Genomic DNA, 26,376 nt, shown 5'->3' with positions numbered 1-26,376 from the left:
GCGGGGATTTCTTTTTCCCGGATTCATCCTCTCTCTCATCCGTGTATTCCGCGTCATCCTTCAAGCTGCGGCAGAAAAACGCCTCCTAAATCCTTGATCGCCTCTTTCATCACGCGATCGCGTAATGGGATGTTGTCCGGATTTGTGCCACCTTGCGGCCGTTCGAACGAAGTCCCCCCCCGCTTCCGGAGAGCACCCCCCCAAACAGCACGAACCCACCTGTGGCCGGTCCTCCCCCCCGATACCGCCCGCTGGTGGGTTTGCTCTTTCCGGGGGCTACGTGGATCCTCCAATCCCGGCAGGGTAGGTGCCGCCCGGTGCGCCGATGCCATCCATCCGTGGTTCCACTTCTCTCACTGATGCAGGGACGCTGACACTCCCAGCCTCCCGAATTGACACTCCCCTTCACGGAAGGGCATCCTGAGCCACGGATTTACGGGAAAATTTTTCCCCAAGCCGCAGGCCCCCTCCATCGTTTCCCTCCCACCATCACATGAGTTCACCCACTCAAGTCCGCATCTTCTTCAGTTCCCCGGGAGACGTGAAAATGGAGCGGGAGACGGCGAAGCGGATCGTGGACCGGCTTCAGGGCGAGGTGGGCGACCGCATGGCGATCGAGCCCTATTTCTGGGAGCATGAGGTGATGGTGGCGACGAAGGACTACCAGGAGAACATCCCGGAGATGGACGGCTTTGACATCGTCGTCTGCATGCTGTGGTCCCGGCTGGGGACGCCGCTCCACCCGAACCGCCACCCGCGGCCCGGCGGCGGCTTCTTCGAAAGCGGCACGGAGTATGAGTTCTTCACCGCCATGCAGGCGCACAACGTGCGCGGCACGCCGGACATCTTCGTCTTCCGCAACGCGACGGAACCCCGCCGCCCGAGCCGCCCGAAGGAGGCCCGCGAGCAGGTGGACCGGGAGATCGACCGGCTGGACCACTTCTTCGAGAAGTACTTCCAGGAGGAAAAATATTTCACCAGCGCCATCAACGTCTACAGCACCCTCGGCGAGTTCGAGGAAAAGCTGAGCCTGGCCCTGCGCTCGTTCCTGGAGGGACGGTTCCCGCTCATCAATGCGAGGAAGTCGCCGAAGGCCAGCTACCAGGGGCAGCCCTACCTCGGCCTTTCCGCCTTCGATTTCAAGGACGCACCCGTTTTCTTCGGCCGCACCGCGCAGGTCGGGGAGGTGGTGGAGGCGTTCCAGATGCAGGAGCTGGAAGCACAGGCAAACGGCGGGCAGGGAAAGCACTTCGTCCTCATCCTGGGGTCCAGCGGCAGCGGAAAATCCTCGCTCGCCCGCGCGGGCGTGCTGCCCATGCTGGTGCAGCCGGGCGTGGTGGAGGGCGCACAGGTCTGGCGCCGTGCGATCTTCAAGCCGGGTGATGGCGCGGGCGATCCCTTCGCCGCATTCGCCGCCGCGCTGCTGGCACCGGAGGCACTGCCGGAACTGGCTTCCGCCGGCACCACCTCCGCGGAGATCGCCACCATGCTGCGGTCCCCGGGGAACGGCGCGGAGATCCTTCTGCGCCAGGCATTCGCCCAAGCCGCCGCGCTGGCCCGCACGGAGGAGGAACACCGGCTCCAGGAAAACATCCGCCGCTTCGAGCAGGAGGCGCGCGAGGAGGACGCGAAGGCGTTGCGGGAGAAGCTGGCCAAACTCACCCCGCCCGCCGTGCGGCTGGCCGTGCTGGCGGACCAACTCGAGGAACTTTTCACCAGCGGCATGGCGGAGGACACGGTCGCGGCCTTCATCGGGAAGCTGGCCGCGTTGGCCACCAGCGGACGGGTGTTCGTGCTCGGCACGCTGCGCAGCGACTTCTATCCGGAATGCCTGAAGCATCCGAAGCTGGTCGAGCTGATGCGCGACCGCGGCACCTATCCGCTGCCCGCGCCCAGCGCCGGGGACATCGGCCAGATGATCCGCCAGCCCGCCGCCGCCGCGGGCCTGGTCTTCGAGGAAAACCGTTCCACTGGCGAAAACCTCGACGAACTGCTGCGGGACGCCGCCATCAAGGATCCTGCCGCACTGCCGCTGCTCAGCTACACGCTGGAACAACTCTACGAGCGCCGCACGCCGGAGGGTCTGCTGAGCCTCGCCGCCTACCATGACCTCGGCGGGCTGGAGGGGGCCATCGGCCGCCGGGCGGAATCCGTTTTCACCGCCCTGCCCGCGGGGGCGAAGGCCGCGTTCGACCAGGTGTGGCGGCAGCTTGTCACGTTGTCAGACGGCAGCCAGCCCGTCCGCCGCCGCGCGGGGTTCGACGCGCTCACCGCTTCCCCCGGCGCGCCGCAACTGGTGGACGCCCTGGTGGCCGCGCGCCTGCTCACCGTGGACCAGCCGCCGGAGGGGGAAAGGACGGTTTCCGTCGCTCATGAAGCGTTGCTCCGCCACTGGCCGCGCGTCGTCGACTGGGTGCGGGACAACCTCGATTTCCTCCGCGCCCGTTCGCGGATGGCCGCCCGCCTTTCCGAGTGGCTGGAACACCAATCGTCCGACCACTACCTCATCCCTCCCGGCCCGCCTTTGGCGGAGGCGGAGGGTATCCTGGCGAAGCATGCCTCTTCACTCGACACCCGGGAGATCGACTATGTCACCCGTTCATCCGCAAAGGCCCGCCACCGGGAGCAGGCCCGCCTGCGCCGTGCCCGCCTCATTGCTACGGGAGCCCTCGTACTCAGCGCGCTGGCCGTGGCCGGTGGTGCCTACGCCTTCGTCCAGAAAAAGGCGGCCGAGCGTGAACGCATCGCTGCGGTGAAGCAGAAGGAAATCGCGCAGGACCAGCGGCGGATCGCAGAAGGAGCCACCACCACGGCCCGGGAAAGCCAGGCCCGAACGGCCTATCTGCTGGGGAACGAGAACCTCGGCAACGGCAAGACGCGCGAGGGACTCGCCAGCCTGACCCACGCGCTGGCCATCGACCCGCAGCACCAGGGCGTCATCGACCGGCTCTATTCCTACCACCTCTACGGCCTGCCGAAGGCCATGCCCATCCTCTCCGCCTTCGGCCCGGCGGGTGTCCGGCAACGGATCTCCGGTGCCATCACCGGACCGGTGCAGCGCATCCTCTATCTGACGGAGCAAGGGAAGCCGGAGGTCTTCGACCTCGGCACGAGGAAGGTCGTCCCGGGCAAGTGGAGCGGGGAACCGGACTCCACGGCCTCCGTCATCATGGAGGACGGCACGCTGGTGCTCAACATCCGCAAGGATCTGGGCGCCCATTTCTGGGACGTGCGGGAGGACGGCTCCGCCGACGCGTTCCCACCCACCGTCCTTCCACCGAATTTCACCACCCTCAACTGCAGCCGTGACGGCCGCCACTTCCTCTACAGCACGCCGGACGGAAAGGCCCACGTGTTCAACGTCAGGGATGGTAAGCCCGCGGGCGGGTGGCAGCAGAAAGGCAAGACCCTCTCCTTTCATGAAACCATGGACGGTTCCGTGCTTTCGGCGTCCGGAGAGGATCTCATCCGTTACGACTACAGCGAGGGAAAGATCACCGGCACCCGGGCGGATCCGGACCACCTCATCATCACCGTGCAGGCCTCCCGCGAAGGGGATGTCGCCGCCGTCGTCCGTGAGAAAAAGCAGGAGGAAGGCGTCACCACCCGCTCCGGTGACATCATCTTCGTTGACACCACCACCTTGGAGACCGTCCCGAACTCCCGCGACTTCCACTGGTCCAACTATCCTCCGGACTTCCGGCTGAGCCCGTTCGGGGACTCGCTGGTCATCGCGACCAACCAGCATGCCGTCCGCCTCATCCACCAGACGGAGCCGGAAAAGGACCTTTCCTTCGACCTGCCGGTCAATCCGGTGTTCGTGAGGCTGTCCCCGGATGAACGCCTCATCATCTGCAACACGCCGGACGGCACGGTCCGCATCTTCGACACGAAAACGAAGAAGCTGGCCTTCGAGCCCATCAGCCATGACGGCACCATCGAGGACATCGACATTTCCTGGGACGGGCGGTATCTGCTCACCTCCACCGGAACGCGCGCGCTGGTATGGGACCTGTCCGTCGGTCCCGCCCTGTCCCTGCCCGTTGTGGTGGATGAGGAGATCCGTGCTTCCGCCATCTCCCCGGACGGCCACCTCGTCACCGGGCATGCCGGAGGCATCCGCCGGTGGGACCTGAAGGAACTCAAGGAAACCGGCAAAGCCACCCACACGGAACCGGAAGGCCTGGACTGCCTGATGGATGCCACCGGCACGCTCGCCGTCCAGTTCTTCGACAAGACGAAGCTGCGGTTCATCCGCACCGGAGAGACGGACATGGCATCGTTCCCCGTGTGGAACTCACCGGTTCCCGTGTCCTACTGGGGTTTTTCCCAGGATGGCACCCGCTTCTACGCCAGCGATGGGAAGACCATCCGTATCATCGACCCGAAGACCTGCCAACCCATCGGCGGACCTCTGGAACTGCCGGGTTCCTTTTACAACGCGTTCTTCATCCCGGGGTCGAACGATTTCGTGATGATCCACGGTGCGGACAGGAATGATTTCCTCTACAACACCATCAGGCTCCGCGCCGCGGACAACCTCTCCGACAGGAAATTCCGGATGCCGGACGCCAACGTCCAGCTCCTGGTGCTGGACAAAAAAGGCCGCTGGATGCTGGCCGGGTGTTCCTCCATCGGCGCGGTGGGAGCAGCCACGGAGTTCTACGCCCTGCTGTGGGATCTGGAGCATCCGGAGCAGGAACCCCGGAAGTTCGGTCACCCCGCCGCCATCTCCAGCATGGACATCAGTGATGATGGCGGCCTTTTCGCCATCGGTGGATTCGACCAAACGGTGAAAGTCTGGAGCACGGGAGACAAGCAGCCGCCCAACCGGGAACTGGCGGATCCGGGCGGATACATCAGCGCCGTGGAGTTCAGTCCGGACTCCACCCGTCTCGCCACCATCTCCGTCCGCGACGACCGTTCCTCCATCCGTGTGTGGGACTGGAGGGAAGGCTGCGTCGTCAACCAGCCGCTCGACTACCCCGTCGTCGCCGACCAGGTGCGGTTCATCGAAAATGGGAAGAAGATCCTCGTCGTCCGGCCCACCCCGCAGGGCGGCATGGAGCGCCAGCTCGTGGTCATCGAAGTACGCCCGCCCGCGGACCTGAAGATGGATTTCAAGATCCTCACCCAGGCGGTCATCGCCCAGGAGGTGGACAAGGACGGCCTGATCACCAGGACAGATCCCCACGGCCAATGGAACCTCGCCCGTGCATCCTCACCGGACTCCTGGTTCTTCCAGCCCCCGGCAAAGCGGACCATCTCCCCCGCCATCTCCGCGGACAGCGGCCGCTGGATGCTGGAGGACACCGCCGTCAGCATCGACGAGCTTTCCTTCGCCATGCCCGCCGTGGGGCTTTCCCGTGCGTCGATCGCCTACTGGTACCAGCTCAACGTGACCCGCAGGGAGAACGAACTGAAGAACCTGGCCCCGGACAGCCCGGAGCATGAGGAAAAGAAACGCGCCATCGATGGACTCCGCGACCAGATCCATACCCTTGTCGAATTCGGCAAACGGAACGCCCCCGGGGATGCGCCCGTCTGCTACTACCTCAGCATGTGGGCGCGCGCCGCGGATGAAAAGGCGGACGCGCTCGACTACATCCGGCGGGCGCTGGCACTGGAGCCGGACAACCTGAACTACCTGAACCACGCCGCCCTCGTCCTGCTGGACTCAGGTGATCTGGCGGAGGAACGGAAGACGCTGGAGCACATCCTCACGCTGAAGCCGGGTGATCCGCTCAACCAGATCCGCCTGGGCTACAACCTGTGGCGCACCGGAGAGCGGCCGAAGGCGAAGGAACTGTTCGCCGCCTCCATCGGCTGGCCGGACATCTCCATCCATGACAAGGCGGCCATCCTCTCCCACCTGGAGCGGAAGGAGGAATCCCTCGCCGCCTACCAGAAGATCGCGGACGACCTGAAGGAAGCCTCCCCGGACAAGCAGTACAACACGGACGCCTGCGTGTACCTCATCCTCGGAAACTTCCAGGCGGATAAGAAGGACGAGGCCATCGAATGGTTCCGTGCGCTGCTGAAACACGCACCCGCCGCGAATGAAGCGGACGTCATCGAAGGCAGCAACCTCATGGTGGAAACAAAGGAGGTGCTGAAAAAGGTGCTCGCCCTCACCCTTGCCCGTCATCCGGAGTTGGCACCAAGGGCTGAAGACGAGTAAGCTCCGCCCATGCTTTCCTTCTCCTCCTGCTGGAACAACAGCCGCCACTCCGACGGTGAGACCATGATCGGGGAGATCGTCGACCTCGGCTTCCGCAACATCGAGCTTTCGCACGGCATGACCGTCGCAAAGCTGCCCGGCATCCGGAAAGCCCATGCACAGGGCATGTTCACCTGCTCCGGCGTCCACAACTATTTCCCTTCCCCCGTGGAGGTCATGATCGACGCCCCGGACGCCTACGAATACACCTCCCATCGTCCGTTCGAGCGTCAGCGGGCCATGGACATGACCTTCCGCACGCTGGACATCGCCGCGGAGTTCAAGGCGCGTTACCTGGTCCTCCACATGGGGTCCGTCCCCATGCCGTCGAAGAAATGGACCAAGCCGCTCACCGCCATGGTCGCCGCCGGGGAGCAGAACACCCCGGCCTACGTGAAGGACAAGATCGCCTTCGTGAAGAAGCGCGAGAAGATCGCGCCGCTCTACTTCACCCGTGCGATCGAGGCGCTGGAGCAGATCGCGGAGAAGGCGAAGGAATACGGCGTGAAGCTGGCCGTGGAGTCCCGCTCACGCTTCGAGGACATGCCGAACGAGCGCGAGATGGTGAAGCTGCAGGAACATTTCAAGGACAACGAATGGGTCGGCTACTGGCATGACTTCGGCCATGTGCAGCTCAAGCACAACCTCGGCCTGCTGGACCACCACGAATGGCTGGAGAAGATGCGGCCCTACATCATCGGCGGCCACGTCCATGACGTGGAGTGGCCCGCCCGCGACCACCGCACGCCGTTCGCCGGCGCCACCATCGACTACCAGCCGCTGCTGGAATTCTTCCCCGCCGGCTGCCCGCTCATCTGGGAACTCAGCCCCACCCGCAAGGCGGAGGAGATCCGCCGCATGCTGGAGGTGTGGAAGGAGAGATTCCCGGAAAGGTGTTAGATTGAACCAACGGCGGGGCCGGCCCTGCCGGGTGGATGCCTGACAAAAAAAGCCGCCCGGTCAGGGGCGGCTTCTGAAAGTTCCGTAGCGTTCACCTCACTCGCTTCGCTGACGGCCCTCTATGGTTTTTGCGGAGGGCCGTCAGCGGAGCGGTTATGTCAGATGCGGAATTGCCATTGGGCGTTCGTCTCGGCCTCGCGCCATGCGGGGCGGCGGGCGATCGGATCCTGGAGTGTGCGGACGGCTTTGCGTCCACCGGTCGAAACGTGGCTTTCGGTTTCGAGTTCGATGACATCCAGGCCCATGTAGTAGGTGTCGTTGAGGGTCACGACGGATTCTTCTCCGAAGACCTGTGCGAGGTGTCCGGTGAGAAGCGCGGCTTCCTTCTTTCCAAGGAAAAGGAAGGCGGGCGTCTCATCGTGGTCGCACTTGGAACGGATCAGGGCGGAAATTGCCTCGGTATCCCAGGTATCGCCGAGGGCGAGCTCGGACGGGACCATGGATGGGTCGGGCAATCGGGGGCTAATACTTCGTATGTTCATTTGTCTTGTCGTTCGGGTGTTGGAGCATCAGATGCTCACGCTTTCTTAAGCATTCATCATGCCAGCACGGGGCTGGCGGGTGACGCGGCGGAAAGTGCCACACGCTCTGGGTCTTGCAACCCGGTGGCAGTGACAAGACTGTTACGGCAAGCCTAACGAAATCCTTTCAGGTCGGCGAAATCCATGAAGTTCTGCCAGTCCACGAGCTTCAGGTCGTGGTTCCCGGCGCGCACGTGATAGCCCACCTGGCCGGTGTGCAGCGGCGTGCCGATGGCGGGGAACTCCGCGGTGCCGGTGGTCTTCATGCCGTAGAGCGCATAGACGGGCGCGGCCTCCACGCAGGAGCGGAACTCCGACTTCGGATCCGCCCAGGTGTCTTCGATGGCGCTGGCAACATAGGCATGGCGCGGGGCGATGAGCGCGACGAGCTGGTGCTGGTCCACGGGCAGTTCATCCTCCTTGCCGCCGAATTTCTTGTAGTTCGTGTTGAACCAGTGGGGGAACAGCTCGTTGATCTTCTTCACGGACTCACCCACCTTGCCGCGGGAGATGGCGGCGCCGGTGCAGCCGGAATCGTTTGAAATGACGAGCGCGAACCGCGGGTCCTCCGCACCGGCCCAGAGGGCGGTCTTTCCACCGCGCGAGTGGCCGACCACGGCGACCTTCTTCGCGTCGATGCGAGGCTCACTCCCGATGTAGTCGAGCACGCGCGACGCACCCCACGCCCATGCGGCCACGCAGGCCCAGGCATCGTCAGCGGGTTTCTCCGGGTCATACTGGAAACGCACGCCGCCCTGGTAACCGTCCTTCTTGTCCACATCCACATCCCCATAGTGGAAGCCGACGGCGGCGTAGCCGCGTGCGACGATCTCGCGCACGGGGAAGAACCCGTTGGGATTGTCAGGGTCCAGCAGGTCCGGCTTGCGGTTGTTGATGAGGAGGAAGGCGGCGGTGGGTTTTTCCGCCTTGTTCGGCAGCACCACCACGGGGCGGATCTTCCGCTCGCCCTTCGGCGTGTTGAAGGAAATCTCGATGAACTTCACGGTGGCGGCTCCATCGAGCGCGTCCGGCACTTCCTTTGTCACCACGGCTTTGAAGCCCTCCGGCTTTCCGACGGGGGTGACGCCGTAGATGTTCTCGCGGAACTTCCGCAGCGTCTCCGCGCGCAGGGACTTCTCCCATTGTTCCTTGGTGGTGATCTTCGTGCCGTCGGCCTGCATGAGCGGGTCCGGCAGCCCGGCGAAACACCCTGCGGAAAGGAGCAATGAAATGATGAGCGGACGCATGATCCGGCCACGTTAGGGCTTGGCCATCAGAGGTCCACCAGAAAGAAGTGGACCGGGAGTGGGGCGATCCTAGATTCGCCGCATGGAAGTCATCGCGACGAAGGCGGAGGTCAGGCGGACGCTGCGTGCGGCGGGAAAGCCGGTGGTGCTGGTGCCCACCATGGGCGCGCTGCATGAGGGCCACCTCTCGCTCATCCGGCGGGCGCGGGAGATCGCGGGGCCGCAGGGCACGGTGGCGGTTTCCATTTTCGTGAACCCCATCCAGTTCGACCGTGCGTCCGACCTGGAGGCATACCCGCGCCCCATGGAGAGTGACCTGGCGGCCTGCCGTGCGGAGGGCGTGGACGTCGTCTTCGCCCCGGGGGCGGGGGAGATGTATGAGGCGGACCGCTCCGTGACGGTGACGGAAAGCGTGCTTTCAAAGGACCTCTGCGGCGCGGCGCGGCCCGGCCATTTCGACGGCGTGTGCACGGTCGTGCTGAAGCTTTTCCTCATCACCGGATGTGAGGCGGCGGTCTTCGGGGAAAAGGATTTCCAGCAGCTCGCGGTGATCCACCGGATGGTCCGGGACCTGGATGTGCCGGTGGAGATCATCGCCCATGAGACGGTGCGGGAGCAGGACGGGCTGGCGATGTCATCCCGCAACGTGCGGCTCACCCCGGAGCAACGGGCGGCGGCGCCGCGCATCCGCTTCGCCCTGGCGGCGGCGCGGAACTCTCACAGCCGGGATGCGCGGGAAATCATCGCCATTGCCCGGCGGGAAATCATGGCATCCCATCCGACCCACATCGACTACCTGGAACTGGTGGATGAGGAGAGCCTGCATCCGGTGGAGACGGTGGAGCGTCCGGCCACACTGGCGGCGGCTGTGTTTTTCGGGGATGTGAGGTTGATCGACCACATCCGGGTGGAGCCGCATGGAGCGTGACTCATCTGATGGAAGGCCGGATGGCGTTTCCTCATCCATTGACATCATCGGCGCGTTCGGATGATGTCATGGAATGATCAAGACCCGTGAACGCCTGGTGTGGGTGGTGGTGGTGCTGGCGGTGGTGGTGTGGGGGAGCCTCCGTGGTGGAGGGGATGGAGGGACGGACGGGAAGATTTCCGAAGGCGGGCGAAAACCGAATGTCGCGCCATCCGCCGGACGGGACCGTGGGGAGGATGGTGGCCTGCGTGGCGAGCGCCCGCCGCGCGATGAGGAGGGACTGCGCAAGTATGCGAACCACGCCCTTTCCGCGCCCTCCCGGACGGAGCGGTTCAAGCGCGTGATGATCATGGTGGACGAGGTGACGCCGGACAACTGGCAGACCATCTGGACGGAGTACATCCGCCAGTCGCTCGCGGAAGGCCGCTTCCATGAGGCGGAGTGGGGGCTTTTCATGAACCGGGTGGGCGAGGTGGCCGGACCGGATGCGATGGAGTATTTCACCCACAACGGACAGAACGAATACACCTTCAACCGCCGCGAGATCCTCGCCGGGTGGGCGGCGCAGGATCCGCAGGGAGCGTGGCGGTGGCTCCAGTCCCAGCCGGACGACAAGCGTCCGCCGGAGTTCTGGCAGTCCGTGCTGAACGGCGCGGCGGCGAAGGACCCGAAGATCGCGCTCGGCTGGCTGGCGGAGGCTCCGGCGGAGATCGCGGTGCGGGTGGCCCCCGCCATCGTGGGCAGCCAGATCCAGGCGGACGGCATGGCGGGTACCATCGCCTCGCTGGAGGAAATGGTGGCGGCCACCCCGCAGGGACAGCAGCCGGCGCCCTTTCTGGCCGCGTTCTACAAGGAACTCGCCAGCCGGGTGAGCCGCATGAAGTGGCTGGGTGCCGCGTATCCGGATGTTCCGGCGGCGGCTCTGGACCTGGGCAAGCTGGAGGCCGTCTTTGGCAGCGGCGCTCCGCAGCCGCCCGGCTCCGTGCAGCGGTGAAGGAGGTTCCCCCGGGGGGAAGGACGGTCAGCCTTTCCGGGCGATCTCCGCCATCAGCGCGTCGATCTTCTTCTGATCTTTCTCCAGGTCCACCTGCAGCGTGGAGACGCGCACTTTGATGAATTTCCCGTCCTTGATGCGGATGTAGGTGTCGGAGACGCGCAGTCCGGGATTCTTCGACTCATCCTCCACCACATGCTCGTAGGTATGGCGGCACCAGAGGAACGGCACGCCGGCATGGGTCTTCCGCCCGTTCTCCAGTTCCTTCACGTCCTTGTATCTGCCCAGCTCCTGCATCTTATCCAGGACGTGTGCCGCCGCCGCAATCTCCGCTTCGGCCTCCGGTGAGGCGATGCCGTCCTTCAGGTTCTTCATCCGCTTGTCATAGACGAAGACATCCGCCTTCAGCAGGCGGTCACCCTCATAGCGGTAGCTGCGGCCCAGTCCGCGTGTCTTCTCATCCCCCTCGAAGTCCTTCATGTCGATGAACTCCATTTCGCCCACTTTCTTCGGCAGGAACGCGGGCTCATCGGCGGCGATGCACAGCAGGGGGAAGCTGGCGAGGGCCAGCAGGAGGGCGCGAGTTTTCATGGGACGGGAATCAAAGACGGGATGCAGGGGAGTTTCCAGTGGAAATCCGGGAACCCCGCCGCCTTCCATCCTTGCGTCGGCCGCATGGTGTGGCGAGGATGCGGCATCCATGAAAGCTCTCCTCTTCCTCTCCGCCCCGCTGTTGCTGGCCACCACCGCCGCCGCCCATCCGGCGGACGAATGGGAGTTCGTGGTGGAGAGCGGCTACCTGTGGAACGTGGGGGACAACACCTCCATCGACTACGAGATCATCCCCACGCAGCTCACCTTCCGCAGCCCCACCATGTGGACCTGGTTCTCCGGAGATGACGGCTCCCGTCTGGTGGTGCGGAACCGCTTCGCGGCCATCTTTGAAACCGTCACCGTGGGGCCGGAGGACTACTACATCGGCCTCTCCGCCGCGCCTTCCATCGAATATTGGTTCCCGTCGGAGACGACCTCCATCTTCTTTTCCATCGGCGGAGGCGTCGGCCTGACCAACAGCACGGATGTCTTCGACGGGCAGGGCCAGGATTTCACCTTCAACTGGTTCAGCCAGCTCGGCGTGCGCCAGCAGATCACCAAGGACCTGTCGCTGCTGGGCGGCGCGTATTTCGTCCACCACTCCAACGGCGGCCAGACCAGCCCGAACCCGGGTATCGACGCGCTGGGCTTCACCATCGGCCTTGGGATGAAGTTCTGAGATGAAACGAAACGCGGAGACGCGGAGGTCGCAGAGAGGGGCGCGGAGAATTCATTGCGGTGTCTTGCCCGGCACAATCGAGATTCAACGCCCTCCGCGTTTCGTTTTACCCTGCATCCGTGTCCGGCGGCTGTGAATTTCCTTCCCATGGGGGAGGGTAGCGGCATCATCCGGAAAATGCGGCGCGCGGCCACGGTCAGGACATCCCACCAGGAACTCGAGATCTGGAAATCCGACGTGGCCACGGAGTTCCGCGTGGCCGGGGCCATCCATGCGTCCCACCACCGCCACCGGTTCATGACGGGGCTGGCGTGGGACATCATCGCGGCGTCCGCGTTGTTGCGGCCTGGCGGTCCGCCGAAGTCGCTGCTGATGCTGGGGCTGGCGGGCGGCACCTCCCTGCGTGCGCTGCGCCACCTGCTGCCGGATTGCGGGTTCACCGCGGTGGACATCGACGGTGAGATCGTCGAACTGGCGCGGGAGCACATGGATCTGGACGCCACGGGTGTCCGCGTCCACGTGGCGGATGCCTACCCGTGGCTGGCGGCCAACCGCCGGAAGTTCGACGTGGTTTTCGATGACATCTATCTGGCGGGAAAGACGGACGTCTTCCGCCCGCGGAGCTGGGATCCGGCGTTGATGGCGCACCTGAAACGGGCCGTCGCTCCCGGTGGTCTGCTGGCGGTGAACCTGGTCACGGGCAAGGGCCACCGGGCCATGCAGTCGCTCACCCGCCGGGCGTTGAAGGAAGGCTTTCCCGCCGTGCGCTCCCTGGTCACGCCGGGGAGCATGAACGAGGTGCTGGTGGCCGGGGATGCGGTGGCGCCCGCGTCCGTGCTGGAGGCTGCCACGGGCCGGTTCCCCAACTGGCGGGACCGCATGTGCTGGGACAGGATCAAACTACGATACATCTAGTGGATATGGGAAACGAAGCGGTCGGGGAACTTTACCAGTCACGCGGCTATCCGCCGATGAGCCATCCATCGACGGATCCGGCGGCGACGTCAGTCGCGGCGTGGTTCGCGGGGCTGCGGCCGCCGCACCCCGGCACCGCCCGTATTCTGGAGATCGGCTGCGCTTCCGGGCACAACCTGCTGCCGCTGGCGGCACGCTGGCCGGGTGCCATCTGCACCGGGGCGGACATCTCCGGGGAGGCCATCGCCCAGGCCCGCAGGCGGGCGGAGGAGGCGGGCATCCGGAACGTGACCTTCATCGCGGCGGATCTGCGGGAGCTGGATCTCTCCGGGCAGGAGTTCGACTTCATCATCGCGCACGGTGTTTTTTCCTGGGTGGCGGATGACGCGAAGAAAGCGCTGCTGGAACTGTGCGCACGGCATCTCAGCCCGTCCGGCACGGCGACCATCAGTTTCAACCTGTGGGCCGGGTGGGAGAAGCGCCTGCCGGTGGTGGCCGCCGCGCGCCGCGTCATGGAGGAGCATGGCGTGGATGTGGTGAAGGCGCTGGCCATCCTCCGCGAAGTGATGGCGGAGCACCCGGACATCATCGGCATTATTGACGACATGCTGGTGAAGGGCGGGGATATCCTGACCTTCGACGACTTCGCGCCCATGAACGACCCGTGGCCGCTGGATGACTTCGCCGCCGCCGCCGTGTCCTGTGGTCTGCGCTGGCTTGGCGATTCCAATCCAGCCGAAAACATCCCGTCGTCACTGGATGACGCCGCGCGGGAAGCGCTGGCCCCGCTGGTGGGCGACCCGCTGCGAATGCAGATGACGGCGGACGCCATGGCGGATCGTACGTTCCGCTCCGGCCTGCTCTGCCGGGCGGACGCGCCGCTTTCGCAAAGGATGACCACCGGCATGGCCATGGAGCTGGCCGTGCGCCCGCCGGAGGTGAGGCCGTCCGGCATCGCGCCGTCGCTCTCGGATTTCCTGGATGCGCTGGATTCTTTCCGCCCGGACAGCGTCCCGGTGGCGGAGGTGCTGGAGAAGATGGGCGTGAAGGATATTCCCGCTACCGCGAAGACGGTGTTCCAAGCCATCACCCGCGGCCACCTGCGGGCGCGGACGGAGCCGGTGAGGATCGCACGGGGAGCGGAGCGCCCCCGGCTCGATCCGTTCCGCCTGCTCTGTGCGCGGGAGCACATCCCGCTGGTGGACGCGTGGCACGCGCCCTGTCTCTTCACGGAAAAGATCTGGCCGCTGCTCGCGGAAATCGACGGCACGAAGACGGAGTCGGAGCTTTCGGAGGTCGCGCGGAAGCTCTGCCCGGACCTCGCGTTCCCGGTGTGGCTGCGACATCTGAAGGAGCGCGGGATGTTCCAGTAAGGAGGGAGGACATGGTGGCAGAGCCGCCATGTCAGCTTCGCTCCCATTCTTGTCCTCCGGCGGCATTGGCGAATCAGGAAAGATCTACCGCAAAGACGCGAAGGCCGCAAAGAAGCGCAAAGTGGAAATTGAGATCTTCAATCTCCAAAGGATTCATAGAGGGCCGTCGTCAGCCTCTTTTCTTCCTGACAACCGGACACTTACAACTTCACCTCCTTGATTCGCCAATGCCGCCGGAGGACAGGAGTGTCCTCCCTCCTTACCTGGCTTTCCGCAGATTCTCCTCTTTCCGGAGGAGAATCTTCCCCCGGATCGCCGCAAGCGGATCGTCCCCCTTCACTGCACTGGCATCCAGCATGGCGATGGCGGAGTCACAGGCCGCCGCTGCCTCAGCGTGACGGCCTGCGGCTTCGTGGATGTCCGCGCGGAGCAATGACGAGGATGCGGACGGGCCGTATTTCCTCACCAGCGCGGCCACGCGGGCGAGCGCCTGCTCGTGCCGGGAAAGGGAGATTTCCAAAGGGATGGCGGCCTGCTGGAGCGCGACGATGGGACCGAACACGCCGACCGCTTGATCGAGTACGGACAGCGCCAGCAGCGGGTCTCCCTCGTCGTTCCGTTCCCGGACCCAGGCGGCGGCGGTCAGGAAGTCGCCGGGATCCACGGCGTCCTTGAACGAAACATGGCGGAGCTTCGCGTCGATGGCACCATTCGCGTCCCCGCTTTCCTTCCGCAGGCGGGCGAGCCATTTCCAGGCCGGTGGGAATTCGGGAAAACGGCGTGTCGCTTCCTGTGCCTTCGCGAGCGCCTGTGGCAGTCGGCCTTCCGCATGGGCCAGCCGCACGGACACCAGAACGATCTCCGGATTGTCAGGGGATAGGGCGAGCGCGCGCACCACGGACGGGCGGGCGGTTTCCGGGTGGTTCCTCCTCAGCAGCAGCTCCGCGCGGCGGAGGTGGAGCATGGCGTCGTCCGGTGTCTCCGCCAGGTGGCGGTCCAGTTCCGCCAGGCTGTGGGCGGGGTCCGGATGGGCGGTGGCGGGTAGGACGGCCGCGGATGCGAACAGCAGGAAAAGGAGCGTCTTCATGGGCGGACTGCCAGGCGCAGGAAGATGGTGCCGGCGGGCGGTCCATCGGTGATGGTGAGCGTGGCCTCCACGGTCTCCGGATCCTCGTCCGGGCCGGAGACCGTGCGGGTGGTGATGCTGGCGGTGCGCGTGCCGTCCGTCTGTCCGGAGGCGTGCCACGTTTTCAGGTCGGACGACCATTGGACCTCCGCGCTCACATCCTCCGCGCCCTTCGCACGGGGGAAGGTGGCGGTGAACGTGCCGCCGGTGGAGGAGATGGCGCGGACACCGTAATTACTGCCTGTGTAGTAATCGATGAGATCCGGCGAGCCGTTGCCGTCCTGGTCTCCAGCGTGGCCCGTCCGTCCCCGGGCGTGGAGCCACGCGCCCAGCGGGCGGTCATGGATGGCCGCCTGGGCGGAGGACGGGGTGCCGGTGAGGTAGGCGGCGTTCGGGGACAGGGTGAGGATGAGGGTTTCCGGACCCTCCGCCACGTCGTCCGGCAGGATGGTGGTGGTGATGGCGGCATCCGCCTGTCCGGACGGGATGCGGACCACTCCCGGCAGCGCGGTGAAGTCCACCACGGGGGAGGCGGTGCCGGAAAGGGTGTAGCGTACGTCCAGATCTCCGGTGAGGGAGCCGGTTCGTGCCACCTGGAAGGCGAGCGAGCGGTCCGCGCCGAACTCACCCGCGTCACCGTCCGTGGTGGTGAGCGTCACGGTGGGGGCGGCGGTCACCTCGATCTCCACGGGCAGGGCGGCGGTCTCCAGTCCGCTGTTGTCCGTGGCCCTGGCGATGAGGGTGTGGATGCCCTGCGGCGCGTCACTCCAAATGAAGGTGAACGGCGGAACCGTCGCTTCGCCGACCTGGGTGGTGCCGGAGAAGTAGCGGACGCGCGCCACGGTGCCATCGCTGTCGGCGGCATTCACCTGCAGCGTGACCGGCGCGCCCTGCGCGAAGGAAGCGCCGTTGGCCGGGGCGGTGAAGGAGACGGTGGGCGGGAACTGCGTGCCGCCGGTGGTGAAGGTGCGCACGGGTGTGCGGGTCACGCCTTTCCCGTCGCTCACTTCCGCATACCACTCGTAGCGCGTCGCGGGGGCGCGGCCGGTCCAGGTGAAGGAAGTGGCGCCTGGGGCGGCGGTGCGGCTGCCCAGCTCAACAAAGGGCCTGCCGCGTCCGGAGAGATCCACGTCGAGGCTGAAGCGGCTGTCCCCGTCCGTCTCATAGCGGTTGAGCGTGGGGGAGTAGGTCTGGATGTCCACGCGGTTCTGCGCGGGGCGGAAGGTGAGGATGCGCAGCCAGCCGTCGCCACCCCTTTCGCGGCTCTGGTAGTCCGCCAACAGGGAGTGGACGGTGCGGCCCTGGTAGGTGTCCGAGCGGCGGCCCTCCCCGGCGATGTGGCCGCCGTGCATGAGGATGAGGTTCGGGTTGCCCTTCAGCGCTTCATAGATCTCCTGGCCCTGCGGGCTGAAGGAGGCCGGATTTCCGGTGCCCACCGTCCAGTGCGTGGTGATGATGCCGCAGTGGTTCGGGTGGGATCTCAGGAGTGCGTCCGCCCATGCCAGATCATCCTCATCCTGGGTGGTGTCGAACTCGAAGGTGATGACGATGAAATCCAGCCCGCCCGCGCTGAAGGTGATGTAGTTGTTGTCCGCGCTGTCCGGGACGGATGTCCCGCCGTAGTAGGGCCGGTTCCGGAAATGGTTCAGCCCGGTGGTGGGGTGGACGCCGAAAAAGCGGTTGTAGCCGGTGGTGGTGCCGTCCGCATTCCCGATGGGCGTCTGGTCATGGTTGCCCACCGCCATGGAGTAGGGGATGCCGTGGGGCAGCATGGTGGTCAGCGGGTTCTCCAGCCGGTACATGGCGGTGGAGGCGTTGTTCCATTGCTCCGTGGAGGTGGACGGATTGTCGCCGTTCTGCGTGATGTCCCCCAGGTGGAGCACGGCGGCGATTTTCAGCGCGTTGCGCTGCGCGACGATCCAGTCCGTCTGCGCGGAAAAGATCGCGGCCAGGTTCCCGCCTTCGTTTTCCGAATACCACTGCGTGTCCGGCAGGGCGACGACGGAGAAGTCGGAGAGCGGGCCGCCGTCCGTTTTCCTGCCGAACCAGCGCACGGTCAGGGAGCTGTTGTCAGCGTCCGAGGTGGTGACTGCCAGCGCGGGATCATGGATCACGCCGGCCTGCTGGTCGGTGGGTGCGGTGGGGGTGATGTCCGGCGGGACGTTGAGGTTGAAAGGCGCGCCCTGCGTCCGGAAGACGCCGTTGGTGAGGGTGCCGGCCACACCGGAGCCGCTGCCATCCGTGAGGGTGGTGCCGGAGGTTTCCGCCATGGAGTGGCGGGTCACCAGTCCGGTGGTGGACGGCGGCGCGCCGTTCATGCCGCTGCGGATCTCCGCCTCCGTCCGCGCGCGGTTCCAGACGCGCACCTCATCCATCATGCCGAGGAAATAGCCCGCGGGTGTGCCGGACGCGTTCATCGCGCTGCCGTAGGCGGTGTTGCGGTCGGCGTCCGGGGACGGCGCCTGGTTGCCGGTGTCGCCCTCCGCCTCCAGGTTGCCATTCAGGTAGAGCTTCCACGCGCTGCCGTCGAAGGAGGCCGCCGCATGGTACCACACGCCATGGGTGAGCGTGGTGGAGCCGATGAGCGGGTGGTTCTCCCCCACGGCGGCGTCCTTGAAATCCGCGGCCAGCTTTCCGCTGTCCTCGTCGATGCCGAGGAAAAAGTCGCTGCCCGTGCCGTCGGAGCGGCCCTTCGCGATCAGCGGTATCGCCTGCAGCCCGCCGCTGTTCACGGACACGCCGCCCGGCTCCCGGCGGAACCAGCACTCGATGGTGAATTTCGTGAGCTGGTGCGCGGTGGGTTTGCCCAGGTTCACATGATCGTTGTAGCCGTCGAAGAACAGGCCGCCCGTGCCCGGCGCCGGGGTGACGGAAAGGTTCGCGGTGGAGGACCGTGTGACCAGGCCCTGGTTGTCCGTGGCCCGTGCGTTGATCGAGTGGAAGCCGAGCGGTGGGTTGCCCCACACGAACTGGTAGGGGGCGGTGCGGTCCTCCGAGATGAGCTTCTCACCGTCGAAGAAGCGGACCATGGAAACGCCGCTGTCATCCGTGGCGGTGGCGGACAGCGTGACGGCGGTGCCCTGCTGGACGGTGGTGTTGTTGGCCGGCGCGGTGAGGGTGACGGACGGAGGTGTGCCCGCATTCGCGGTGGTTGAGAAAAAGGCGAAGCTGAACGCATCATCCGTGCCCGCGCTCATGTTCTGCAGCGGGAGCTCCGGCAGGTCCCTGCTTTCGACGATCCAGCGTCCGTTGTCGCCGTCCCACTCCACGGAGACGATGTTGTCCGCGTTGTTCCCCACGCCGCCTTCCGGGCTGACGATGAGCACGCCGGTGGTGGCGCTGTGGCCGGGGATGGTGATGTACCATTGGCCGGTGCCGCCCTTTGTCACGGTGAAGGTGCCGCCGGAGACGTCCGTGGTGGCGTTGCCGTTCACGCGGGCCATGGCCACCAGTCCATTGGTCCCGACGGCGGACGTCGGCAGGTAGCCGAAGGCGACGGGGTCGTTTTCATACTCGTCGCCGTTCACCCCGTTGTCATGGCAGTAGATGGTGAAGGTGCCGTCGCTGTTGGCCTTGGACAGCGCGAAGTTGTCCTCGTTCTTCGCGCCGGAGACCAGGAGGATGCCATTCTGGGACGCATCCGCCACCAGCGCGGAAAGCCGGAGCTGGTAGATGCCCTCGGTCGAGGTGGAGTCGATGAAATGCGTGCCGCGCACCAGGCCGGGGGAAGAGGTCAGCGTGGTGATGGGGCCGCCGTTTTCCGCGTTCTCCGCCACGCCGCCGAGCCACGTGTCATAGGGGAGGAAGACGAAGGATGCGTTGATGTTCGCCTCATCCCCCTCCGGCGAGCGGAAGGTGGGGATGTAGTAGCGCGTGCCGGATGTCTGCACCGCCGTGGTGGCGTGGTGTTGGCCCGCCGCCGGGCCGCCCACCGCGCTGTCATCCCGGATGGTCTGCGCCACGCTGGAGAGCAGGACGCCCGCGGCGGGATCATCCGTGTTTTTCAGATTCAGGTTGTAGTCCGCGCGGTTCCCTCCGGTGACCAGGTTGGACGATGATCCGCCCGGGGCCTGCGTCAGCGTGACGGATGACGATTCGTTCCCGCCGTTGTTCTGCCGCACCTGGATGGTGCCGAACTCGGTGGCCGCGTGCAGCGGCAGGGTGATGAAGGCGGAAAAAAGGAGGGGCCGCATCTGGCAGGGAGGGATCTGGGGGTCTTCATGAAGCGGCCCTTGCTCCGTTCATCCGGAAATGAACGGGGCAGGGGCCGTGAGGTGATTCGGGAGATGCCGTATCAGGGCGTCGCGGGTGCCATGTTGGCGGCGGCGACCTGGGCGGGCTTGGCGGGTTCCGGCGCGTTGCTCGGTTCCTCGAGCTGGAGCACCTTCACGGGATTGCGCGGGCGGTTGCCGTCGGCGGAGTAGATGACCAGGCGGCGGTAGCTGCCGCGGCACGGCTCCAGGGCGGCGGAGTGGCACAGGCGGTGGGTGCCGTCGGCAAGCAAGTACGATACCTGTAGTGGTGTCATCCGGTCGGATGGCAGCTTGCGGGTGTAGCTCATGCCTGGGTTCAGGCGGATCTTCTCCTTCTCGATCTCCAGGCCCACCGGGTAGGCGGAGACGTTGGAGAAATGGAGGTTGCCCTCGGCGCGCGCGGCGGCTCCGTCCGGCAGGATGATGGTGTTCGCGGCGGTCCATTTCGCGCCTTTCCGCCAGACGATGGCGAGGCTGGCGTCACCGGTGGAGAGCGGGATGTCCAGCCACTTGCCGCTGTGGTCGGAGTTCAGCGCGACGCGGCGGGTTTCCGGCGCGGGCATGACCAGCGGTGCGGATGGCTGGCCGAGGCGCAGGCGGAGCTGCATGTCCTGCTTCTGCTTTTCCTCACCCTGCTTCAGCGGGAATGGGATCAGCAGCGTGCGTGGTGGCACCATGTCCGCCGGAGGCGCGATCTCATAGCGCACGCCTTCACGGACTTCCTGTTTGAACGGGGGCTGGTCGCCCACGGCGAGTACCCGCAGGCGGTGCTGCGGAGCGTCCTGCGAAAAGGCGAAGCCACACATGCAGGACCAGAATGCGATGAAGGAATTTCTCAACATACGGAGGCAGCATACCCGCCCCTGGCCGCAACCGGGAAACCCCGCGTTGTGACAGCATCGCAACATTTCCGGGAAGCCATTGTGCCTGCGATGGCGGAGGCGGAAGCAACGGTTTCGTTGCAGTAATTCCATTTCGCCAGAGCGCGGATGGGCGTCATTTACGCCGCCGACGGGCAGAACCCGATTGCTCCCGCATTTCTCCTCAGAGCCTTCTTCATCATGAGATCATTTCCAAAAAACACATATCTTGCGCTGGCCGCCGCGATGGCGTTTCCGGCCATGGGCGCCGCCTCCGCGGCGCCGGTCCCGGTGCCGGTGACGGTTGCTTTCCAGAACGGCGTAAACGACTACTACGGTACCGTTGACCGCCGCATCGGCTACCAGCCGAACGATGGCTTCGCAACGTCGTGGTTCGCCGTCGATGGTGGCGACAAGGCCACGGACGATGCGAACAGCTCCAGCGTCCTGATGCGCTTCGAGGACATCGAGAACCAGATCCCCGCCGGTGCGAAGATCATCAAGGCGGAGATCATCCTCACCCAGGGAACGGGCGGGAATGACCACAGCGGTGACGCGTTCTCCATCTACCGCCTGATGCATGAGTTCACCAGCGACTCCGACATCGGGGAGGGCAAGGACTTCGGGGCGGACGGTCTCGTCGGTGATGTGGACATGATCGTCGGCAGTTTCAGCCCGCCGAACACCGCCTCCACCGCCTCCAAAGTCTCCGGGGACGTCACCCGCGCGGTGCAGTCATGGGTGGACGGCAGCCCGAACCACGGAATTGGCATCCGCTGCGACCGCGGCACCAACGCCTGGGTCTTCGGCACCGCCGGCGGCGCCCAGGGGAACCGCCCCAGGCTGGAGGTGACCTACATCCTCGGTGAGGACGTCCAGGCGCACTCCTTCCAAAAGGGATTGAACGGCTATGAGGACAGCTTCGACATCTACGTGAACCAGAGCGACGGGGAGGATGTTCCAACCTACTTCACCAAACCTGGCAAAGACTACCCTGCGATCTTCATCGACAGCATCGACCCTCCCAACCCGGATCCCGACAACCCCGGGATGATCAAGTTCGGGAATGTGGAGAACCTCATGGCAGGCCGCAGGATCGAGTCCGCGAAGCTGCGCATCGTGACCGGTTTCCTGAGCAGCGCTTCCGACAGTCCCGGCCCGTTCACCTTCCACCGCATGCTGGTTCCGTTCAGCGAGGCGTCCATCTATTCGGATTTCGCCGGTGACGCGGGGGCCATGCTCACCGCCGGCCAGATCGGGCCGTCGATGGGTTCCATCTCGACGATCGCCGACTGCGAGGTCGTGGACATCGATATTTCCGAAGCGGTGAAGGCATGGGCGGCGGGAGAGCCGAACCATGGCATCTACATCGGCGCGGGGACCAACAACGGCTGGCAGATCTTCACCACCGGTGTGAACCAGGTCTCCATCAACGGCGGTACGATGGACGGTGTTTCATTCCGTCCGGAGCTGCACGTTGTTTCGACCCTGCCGCTGCCGGTGAACCTGACGTTCCCGGAAACAAACACCCGCCACGTCATCGGAACCCCCATCACCTTCCAGGCCACCGCCGCGCCGAAAGCGCCGGCCACCGTCGCGAAGGTGGAGTTCCTCATCGACGGTGAAGTCATCGGCACGGATACCCAAGCTCCCTTCACCTTCAGCTATCCGGCGGACAAGCTGGGCAACTACGTGCTGACGGCACGCCTGACGGACAGCGCGGACGACGTCACCGACAGTGAGACGGTGGCATTCTCCGTCGTCCCTCCCGCCGGGATGGGCGGACTTTACTTCGATGGTCTCTCGGACCACGTGGCGCTGGGCGATCCCGCGGAGCTGAAGCTGGGCACCTTCACGGTGGAAACCTGGTTCAAGCGTGAGACGAAGGGCGTCACCACCACCACCGGAACCGGCGGTGTGACCGCCATCCCGCTCGTCGCGAAAGGCCGCAACCAGGCGGAGAACTCGACCCTCGACACCAACTGGTTCCTTGGCATCCGCGAATCCGACGGCACCCTGATGGGTGACTTCGAGTCCATCGCGGTTCCCTCCGCCGATCCTGCGATCGCCGCCGGAAAGAATGTTCCGATCACGGGCGTGACCCCTGTTGCCTACGGCGAGTGGAACCACGCGGCGATGACCTTCGACGGCACGTTCTTCCGCCTCTATCTGAACGGAAACCTGGAGCGCGAGATCGACGCGAAAGGTGCGGTGCCCCGCGCCGACAGCATCCAGCACGCGTCCATCGCCACCGCGATGAACTCGACCGGCCTGGGCGAAGGCGCCTTCGGCGGTTTCATGGATGAGGTCCGCATCTGGAACGTCGCCCGCACCCCGGAGCAGATCCGCCTCAAGCTGAACTCCGAAGTCACCTCCGAAACCGGCCTCGCCGCCCGCTGGGGGATGACGGAAGGATCCGGCACCACCATCACCAGCAGCGTCACCCCGGCGGTGACCGGTACCTTCGGCAGCACTCCGATCTGGAGTTCTGGAGCGCTGTTCAACGACAACGCGCTGCCGACGGTGAGCTTCACCGCGCCAGCCAACGGCGGAATTTATCCGGTCGGTCAGGTGGTCAACATCGAGGTCGCCGCAGCGGATCCCGATGGATCCGTAGCGAAGGTGGAATACTATGACAACGGCGCGCTGTCCCACACCGCGACCACGGCTCCGTTCTCCTATCCCTACAGCGTCCTTTCCGGCAACCGCCGCTTCACCGCGGTGATCACGGACACCCTGGGGGGAAGCACCACGACGGATGTCGGCCTGCTGCTCACCGGCACCGTGGCCCCTCCCACCGTGCAGGGTCTCACCGTCGGCATCATCGACGGTGGTGACCAGGAACTCGCGCTCGAGATCCCGCCGGTCGTCCCCGCCCCATGGGCGGTTGTCGCCGCGACGGCCGGGCCGCTGAGCTTCACCAACCCGGGCACCCTGTCCGGTGAGATCGACGTCCAGATCAACGGCTCCAACGTGCCGCTGGCCTCCGGTGTCCTCCTCACCACCAACGTGGTCCTGGACGGAAATACCTCCGCGCTGGACAACCACGCCGCCCCGTATGTGGAGAACGGCAACTACCGGGTGGTCAACTGGGACAACAACGGGCCTGGTGAGCTCCAGCCCGTCACCACCCGGGAGTCCTCCTCCTTCTCCATGGGCTTCTTCCCTTACAGCAAGGGCTGGATCGGCACCACCATCAATGCGGACGGAACCGTCCTGGAAGGCGCGGGCGCGCTCCCGGCCGGTGTGACCGTCACCAACACCGCCGCAGGCAGCTACCGCATCGCCGGTCTTCCGGTCACCGGCAACGTCATCGTCGTGTCCGCAGGAAAGGAATCGGACGACGTGGCGACGGTGAGGCGCAGCGGAACGGACTACTGGGAAGTCCTCACCCGTGACAACAACCAGAGCGCGGAGAACAGTGCCTTCACCTTCCTCTTCATTCCGGACGGAACCGGTGGCGTCCTCAGCGGACAGATCCAGAACGCGGCGGAAGTCGCGGGCCTGAACCGTGAGGCGGCCATGGTCGGCGTCCACACCCGCCAGAGCGTGCAGGGCTATGAGATCACCTTCGGTGACGGCAGCCTGATCAATCCGTCGAACACCGCTCTCTTCATCTCCGGTGACGGTGGTGTGGGCAACGGTGCGGACAACATCTACTCCTACTTCGCCAACGGGAATTCCTTCACGGTCTTCTCCCACGACCTGCCGGGTCTCAACGGCGTCTTCCAGGCCGGCGGCTTCCGCTTCCTGGCGGTGCCACTGGACCCCCGCGTTCCGGGCAATGATGAAGTGGCGGTCAGCGTGACCAAGGCCTTCGGCACGGAAGGTGCCGCCGATGACAACACGCTCGTCTTCACCGTCGGCCGTTCCGGCTCCACGGATGCCGCACTCCCGGTGAACTACACCCTCGGCGGCACCGCCACGGCGGGCAGCGACTACACGGCTCCGTCCGGCGTCGTCACTATTCCCGCCGGGCAGGCATCCGCACGCGTCACCCTCAACATCCTGGATGACCTCGTCCTGGAAACGGATGAAACGGTGGAAATGACCCTCACCGCGGGCGGCGGCTACTCGCTCAGCCCCTACATCAGCACCTTTGGCACCATCCGCAACGCGGCTTCCAATGTGGAAAGCACGACCGTCACCTTCCAGGACGGTCTGAACGGCTATGCCGGCACCTTCCAGCGTCGGATTTCCAGGGATCCGAAGAACACCACAGCTACGGATGCCGCGCTCAACGGCGGCATGAACCCGGGTTCCAGCACTCCACAGCAGAGCTACGGCATGGACGGCGGTATCCCGGACATCAATGACATGCTCCGCTTCGACAACATCATTGGCAGCGGCCCGGGCCAGATCCCGGCGGGCGCGCGGGTGCTGAAGGCGGAGATCTCCATGCTGACCATCGTCGCGGGCAACGCGCAGTCCGGCGGACCGTTCGCGGTCGGACGCCTCACGGAGCCGGTGACGTATGACACGACCTACTCGATGGTCCACGGCGGTGCCGGGGATACTGTCAGCGGCATCCGCGGCATCGTTGACCGTGACAAGCTGTCGGCCGGATTCGGTCAGGCGATCCAGGGAGAATGGTCTACGGCGGATGTGACCGCGGTCGTCCGCGAGTGGGTGGAGAATGGCCTTCCGAATCACGGCTTCGGCCTGTTCGCCAGCGGCACGGAGGATGCATGGAGCTACTGCACCATCGGCAACAACACCCCGGTCAACCGTCCGAAACTGATCATCACCTACACCACGGTGCCCACGGAGCGCTACGACCTCGTGGCCGACCGCAGCGCCGTGTTCAACTCCCGCCCGGACTCCGCCACCACCGACGGTGCCACCATCACCAACCAAGGCTACATCCGGACCGCGCCGAATGACACCCAGGAAGCGATGATCCGCTTCCCGCTGGTGTTCGACAACGACATCACCGGAGCCATCCCGCTCGACCGTGAGATCGTGAAGGCGGAGCTGATGATCCGCACCGGCGGCAACAATGACTCATGGACCTCCGGTGCCGCGGCCATCCACCAGGTCATCACGCCATGGACGACCACCACCAACTTCGGCCTGAATGGCGCGAGGATCGGCACCGACGTGGCGGCCAGCTCCACCGCGGTGCGCGGCATGGGACGCAACACCTACGCCTGGACGGATGTGACCTCCATCGTCCGCAACTGGCGGGCGGGTGCGGCCAACGAAGGCTTCAGCCTGAAGCTGAACAACGCCCAGAACTGGGGCTTCCACTTCCCCGGTGACCTGACGCCGGAGTTCGTGCCGGTCCTCCGCATCACCACCAACAGGGGCGCCGACGTCCCCGTGGAAACGCCATTCGAAGAATGGGCGCGTCTCGAAGGCAGCGCCGGCATCGCGATGGATGATGACAGCGACGGTGACGGCATCCTTGCCCTGGCCGAGTATGCGATGGGCTTCAACCCGAAGGCGCACAACCTGCTCCCCGGTGTGACCCGCAGCGGAGACAACGTCTCCATTTCCTTCCCGAAGGGAGCGCTCGCCGCCGCGGATGCGAAGGTCAGCTACCAGATCCTCAGCAGCATCAACCTCGTGGACTGGGAGGAGGAAACCGCGGCCGTCCAGACCGCCTCCGCCATCTCCCTGGCCAGAACCGACGGTGAAACGAAAAAATTCTACCGCCTGAAGGTCGTCCTCGCACCTTGATGTTCCACTCATGGCGTCCGGCCT

At 65.3% G+C, this 26,376-nt stretch carries 14 protein-coding genes; 8 read left to right on the top strand and 6 right to left on the bottom strand.

All coding sequences use genetic code 11. The features are described from left to right. Positions 1-493 precede the first annotated feature (493 nt). Complete coding sequence (locus OVA24_RS18275; protein ID WP_267671559.1) at positions 494-6,181, top strand: nSTAND1 domain-containing NTPase; 5,688 nt, start codon at positions 494-496, stop codon at positions 6,179-6,181. A 9-nt stretch (positions 6,182-6,190) separates the two neighbouring features. After that, complete coding sequence (locus tag OVA24_RS18270) at positions 6,191-7,120, top strand: sugar phosphate isomerase/epimerase family protein (RefSeq protein ID WP_267671558.1); 930 nt, start codon at positions 6,191-6,193, stop codon at positions 7,118-7,120. Between the two features lie 158 nt (positions 7,121-7,278). Here the strand turns inward: OVA24_RS18270 and OVA24_RS18265 are convergent, their stop codons facing one another. Then, on the bottom strand, positions 7,279-7,620 hold the full coding sequence (locus tag OVA24_RS18265; RefSeq protein WP_267671557.1) for a hypothetical protein: 342 nt from the start codon (positions 7,618-7,620) through the stop codon (positions 7,279-7,281). 194 nt (positions 7,621-7,814) lie between these two features. After that, positions 7,815-8,948 (bottom strand): dienelactone hydrolase family protein, encoded by a 1,134-nt coding sequence (locus tag OVA24_RS18260; protein WP_267671556.1) that lies wholly within the window; start codon positions 8,946-8,948, stop codon positions 7,815-7,817. A gap of 82 nt (positions 8,949-9,030) precedes the next feature. Here OVA24_RS18260 and panC point away from each other — a divergent pair, with 82 nt between their 5' ends. Both panC and OVA24_RS18250 read left to right on the top strand, forming a co-directional pair. Next, on the top strand, positions 9,031-9,876 hold the full coding sequence (panC, locus tag OVA24_RS18255) for a pantoate--beta-alanine ligase (protein ID WP_267671555.1): 846 nt from the start codon (positions 9,031-9,033) through the stop codon (positions 9,874-9,876). A gap of 73 nt (positions 9,877-9,949) precedes the next feature. After that, positions 9,950-10,870: a vWA domain-containing protein gene (locus OVA24_RS18250; RefSeq protein ID WP_267671554.1), complete on the top strand. Its 921-nt coding sequence runs from the start codon at positions 9,950-9,952 to the stop codon at positions 10,868-10,870. Between the two features lie 27 nt (positions 10,871-10,897). Here OVA24_RS18250 and OVA24_RS18245 read toward each other — a convergent pair whose 3' ends face one another. Then, positions 10,898-11,461: a hypothetical protein gene (locus tag OVA24_RS18245; RefSeq protein ID WP_267671553.1), complete on the bottom strand. Its 564-nt coding sequence runs from the start codon at positions 11,459-11,461 to the stop codon at positions 10,898-10,900. Positions 11,462-11,570: 109 nt separating this feature from the next. On the opposite strand from OVA24_RS18245, the gene OVA24_RS18240 reads away from it, so the two are divergent. The 3 genes from OVA24_RS18240 to OVA24_RS18230 all read left to right on the top strand — a co-directional run bounded on the left by OVA24_RS18240 (position 11,571) and on the right by OVA24_RS18230 (position 14,431). After that, positions 11,571-12,143: an acyloxyacyl hydrolase gene (locus OVA24_RS18240; RefSeq protein ID WP_267671552.1), complete on the top strand. Its 573-nt coding sequence runs from the start codon at positions 11,571-11,573 to the stop codon at positions 12,141-12,143. Positions 12,144-12,320: 177 nt separating this feature from the next. Further along, positions 12,321-13,058 carry a spermidine synthase gene (locus tag OVA24_RS18235; protein WP_267671551.1) on the top strand — a complete coding sequence of 246 codons (738 nt, stop codon included), beginning with the start codon at positions 12,321-12,323 and terminating at the stop codon, positions 13,056-13,058. A gap of 5 nt (positions 13,059-13,063) precedes the next feature. Beyond that, positions 13,064-14,431, top strand: coding sequence for a methyltransferase domain-containing protein (locus OVA24_RS18230; RefSeq protein ID WP_267671550.1), 1,368 nt, complete (start codon positions 13,064-13,066; stop codon positions 14,429-14,431). A gap of 259 nt (positions 14,432-14,690) precedes the next feature. Here the strand turns inward: OVA24_RS18230 and OVA24_RS18225 are convergent, their stop codons facing one another. From OVA24_RS18225 to OVA24_RS18215, 3 genes are all read right to left on the bottom strand, one after another. Then, positions 14,691-15,518: a tetratricopeptide repeat protein gene (locus OVA24_RS18225; RefSeq protein WP_267671549.1), complete on the bottom strand. Its 828-nt coding sequence runs from the start codon at positions 15,516-15,518 to the stop codon at positions 14,691-14,693. Continuing rightward, on the bottom strand, positions 15,515-19,750 hold the full coding sequence (locus tag OVA24_RS18220; protein WP_267671548.1) for an Ig-like domain-containing protein: 4,236 nt from the start codon (positions 19,748-19,750) through the stop codon (positions 15,515-15,517). The genes OVA24_RS18225 and OVA24_RS18220 overlap by 4 nt, the downstream gene beginning before the upstream one ends. 101 nt (positions 19,751-19,851) lie before the next feature. Further along, entirely contained in the window at positions 19,852-20,652 is an 801-nt protein-coding gene (locus tag OVA24_RS18215) for a hypothetical protein (RefSeq protein ID WP_267671547.1), read from the bottom strand. 219 nt (positions 20,653-20,871) lie between these two features. Between OVA24_RS18215 and OVA24_RS18210 the strand changes: the two genes are divergently transcribed. After that, entirely contained in the window at positions 20,872-26,352 is a 5,481-nt protein-coding gene (locus OVA24_RS18210) for a DNRLRE domain-containing protein (protein ID WP_267671546.1), read from the top strand. Positions 26,353-26,376 lie beyond the last annotated feature (24 nt).

Origin of the sequence: Luteolibacter sp. SL250 (assembly GCF_026625605.1) — a bacterium.
GTDB lineage: Bacteria > Verrucomicrobiota > Verrucomicrobiia > Verrucomicrobiales > Akkermansiaceae > Luteolibacter.
This window is presented reverse-complemented; position numbering and strand designations above follow the sequence as displayed.

Bases quoted from the DNA above. Each gene is read 5' to 3' on its own strand.
- OVA24_RS18275 (WP_267671559.1), top strand. From the start codon at position 494: ATGAGTTCACCCACTCAAGTCCGCATCTTCTTCAGTTCCCCGGGAGAC.
- OVA24_RS18270 (WP_267671558.1), top strand. From the start codon at position 6,191: ATGCTTTCCTTCTCCTCCTGCTGGAACAACAGCCGCCACTCCGACGGT.
- OVA24_RS18265 (WP_267671557.1), bottom strand. From the start codon at position 7,620: ATGGTCCCGTCCGAGCTCGCCCTCGGCGATACCTGGGATACCGAGGCA.
- OVA24_RS18260 (WP_267671556.1), bottom strand. From the start codon at position 8,948: ATGCGTCCGCTCATCATTTCATTGCTCCTTTCCGCAGGGTGTTTCGCC.
- panC (WP_267671555.1), top strand. From the start codon at position 9,031: ATGGAAGTCATCGCGACGAAGGCGGAGGTCAGGCGGACGCTGCGTGCG.
- OVA24_RS18250 (WP_267671554.1), top strand. From the start codon at position 9,950: ATGATCAAGACCCGTGAACGCCTGGTGTGGGTGGTGGTGGTGCTGGCG.
- OVA24_RS18245 (WP_267671553.1), bottom strand. From the start codon at position 11,461: ATGAAAACTCGCGCCCTCCTGCTGGCCCTCGCCAGCTTCCCCCTGCTG.
- OVA24_RS18240 (WP_267671552.1), top strand. From the start codon at position 11,571: ATGAAAGCTCTCCTCTTCCTCTCCGCCCCGCTGTTGCTGGCCACCACC.
- OVA24_RS18235 (WP_267671551.1), top strand. From the start codon at position 12,321: ATGCGGCGCGCGGCCACGGTCAGGACATCCCACCAGGAACTCGAGATC.
- OVA24_RS18230 (WP_267671550.1), top strand. From the start codon at position 13,064: ATGGGAAACGAAGCGGTCGGGGAACTTTACCAGTCACGCGGCTATCCG.
- OVA24_RS18225 (WP_267671549.1), bottom strand. From the start codon at position 15,518: ATGAAGACGCTCCTTTTCCTGCTGTTCGCATCCGCGGCCGTCCTACCC.
- OVA24_RS18220 (WP_267671548.1), bottom strand. From the start codon at position 19,750: ATGCGGCCCCTCCTTTTTTCCGCCTTCATCACCCTGCCGCTGCACGCG.
- OVA24_RS18215 (WP_267671547.1), bottom strand. From the start codon at position 20,652: ATGTTGAGAAATTCCTTCATCGCATTCTGGTCCTGCATGTGTGGCTTC.
- OVA24_RS18210 (WP_267671546.1), top strand. From the start codon at position 20,872: ATGAGATCATTTCCAAAAAACACATATCTTGCGCTGGCCGCCGCGATG.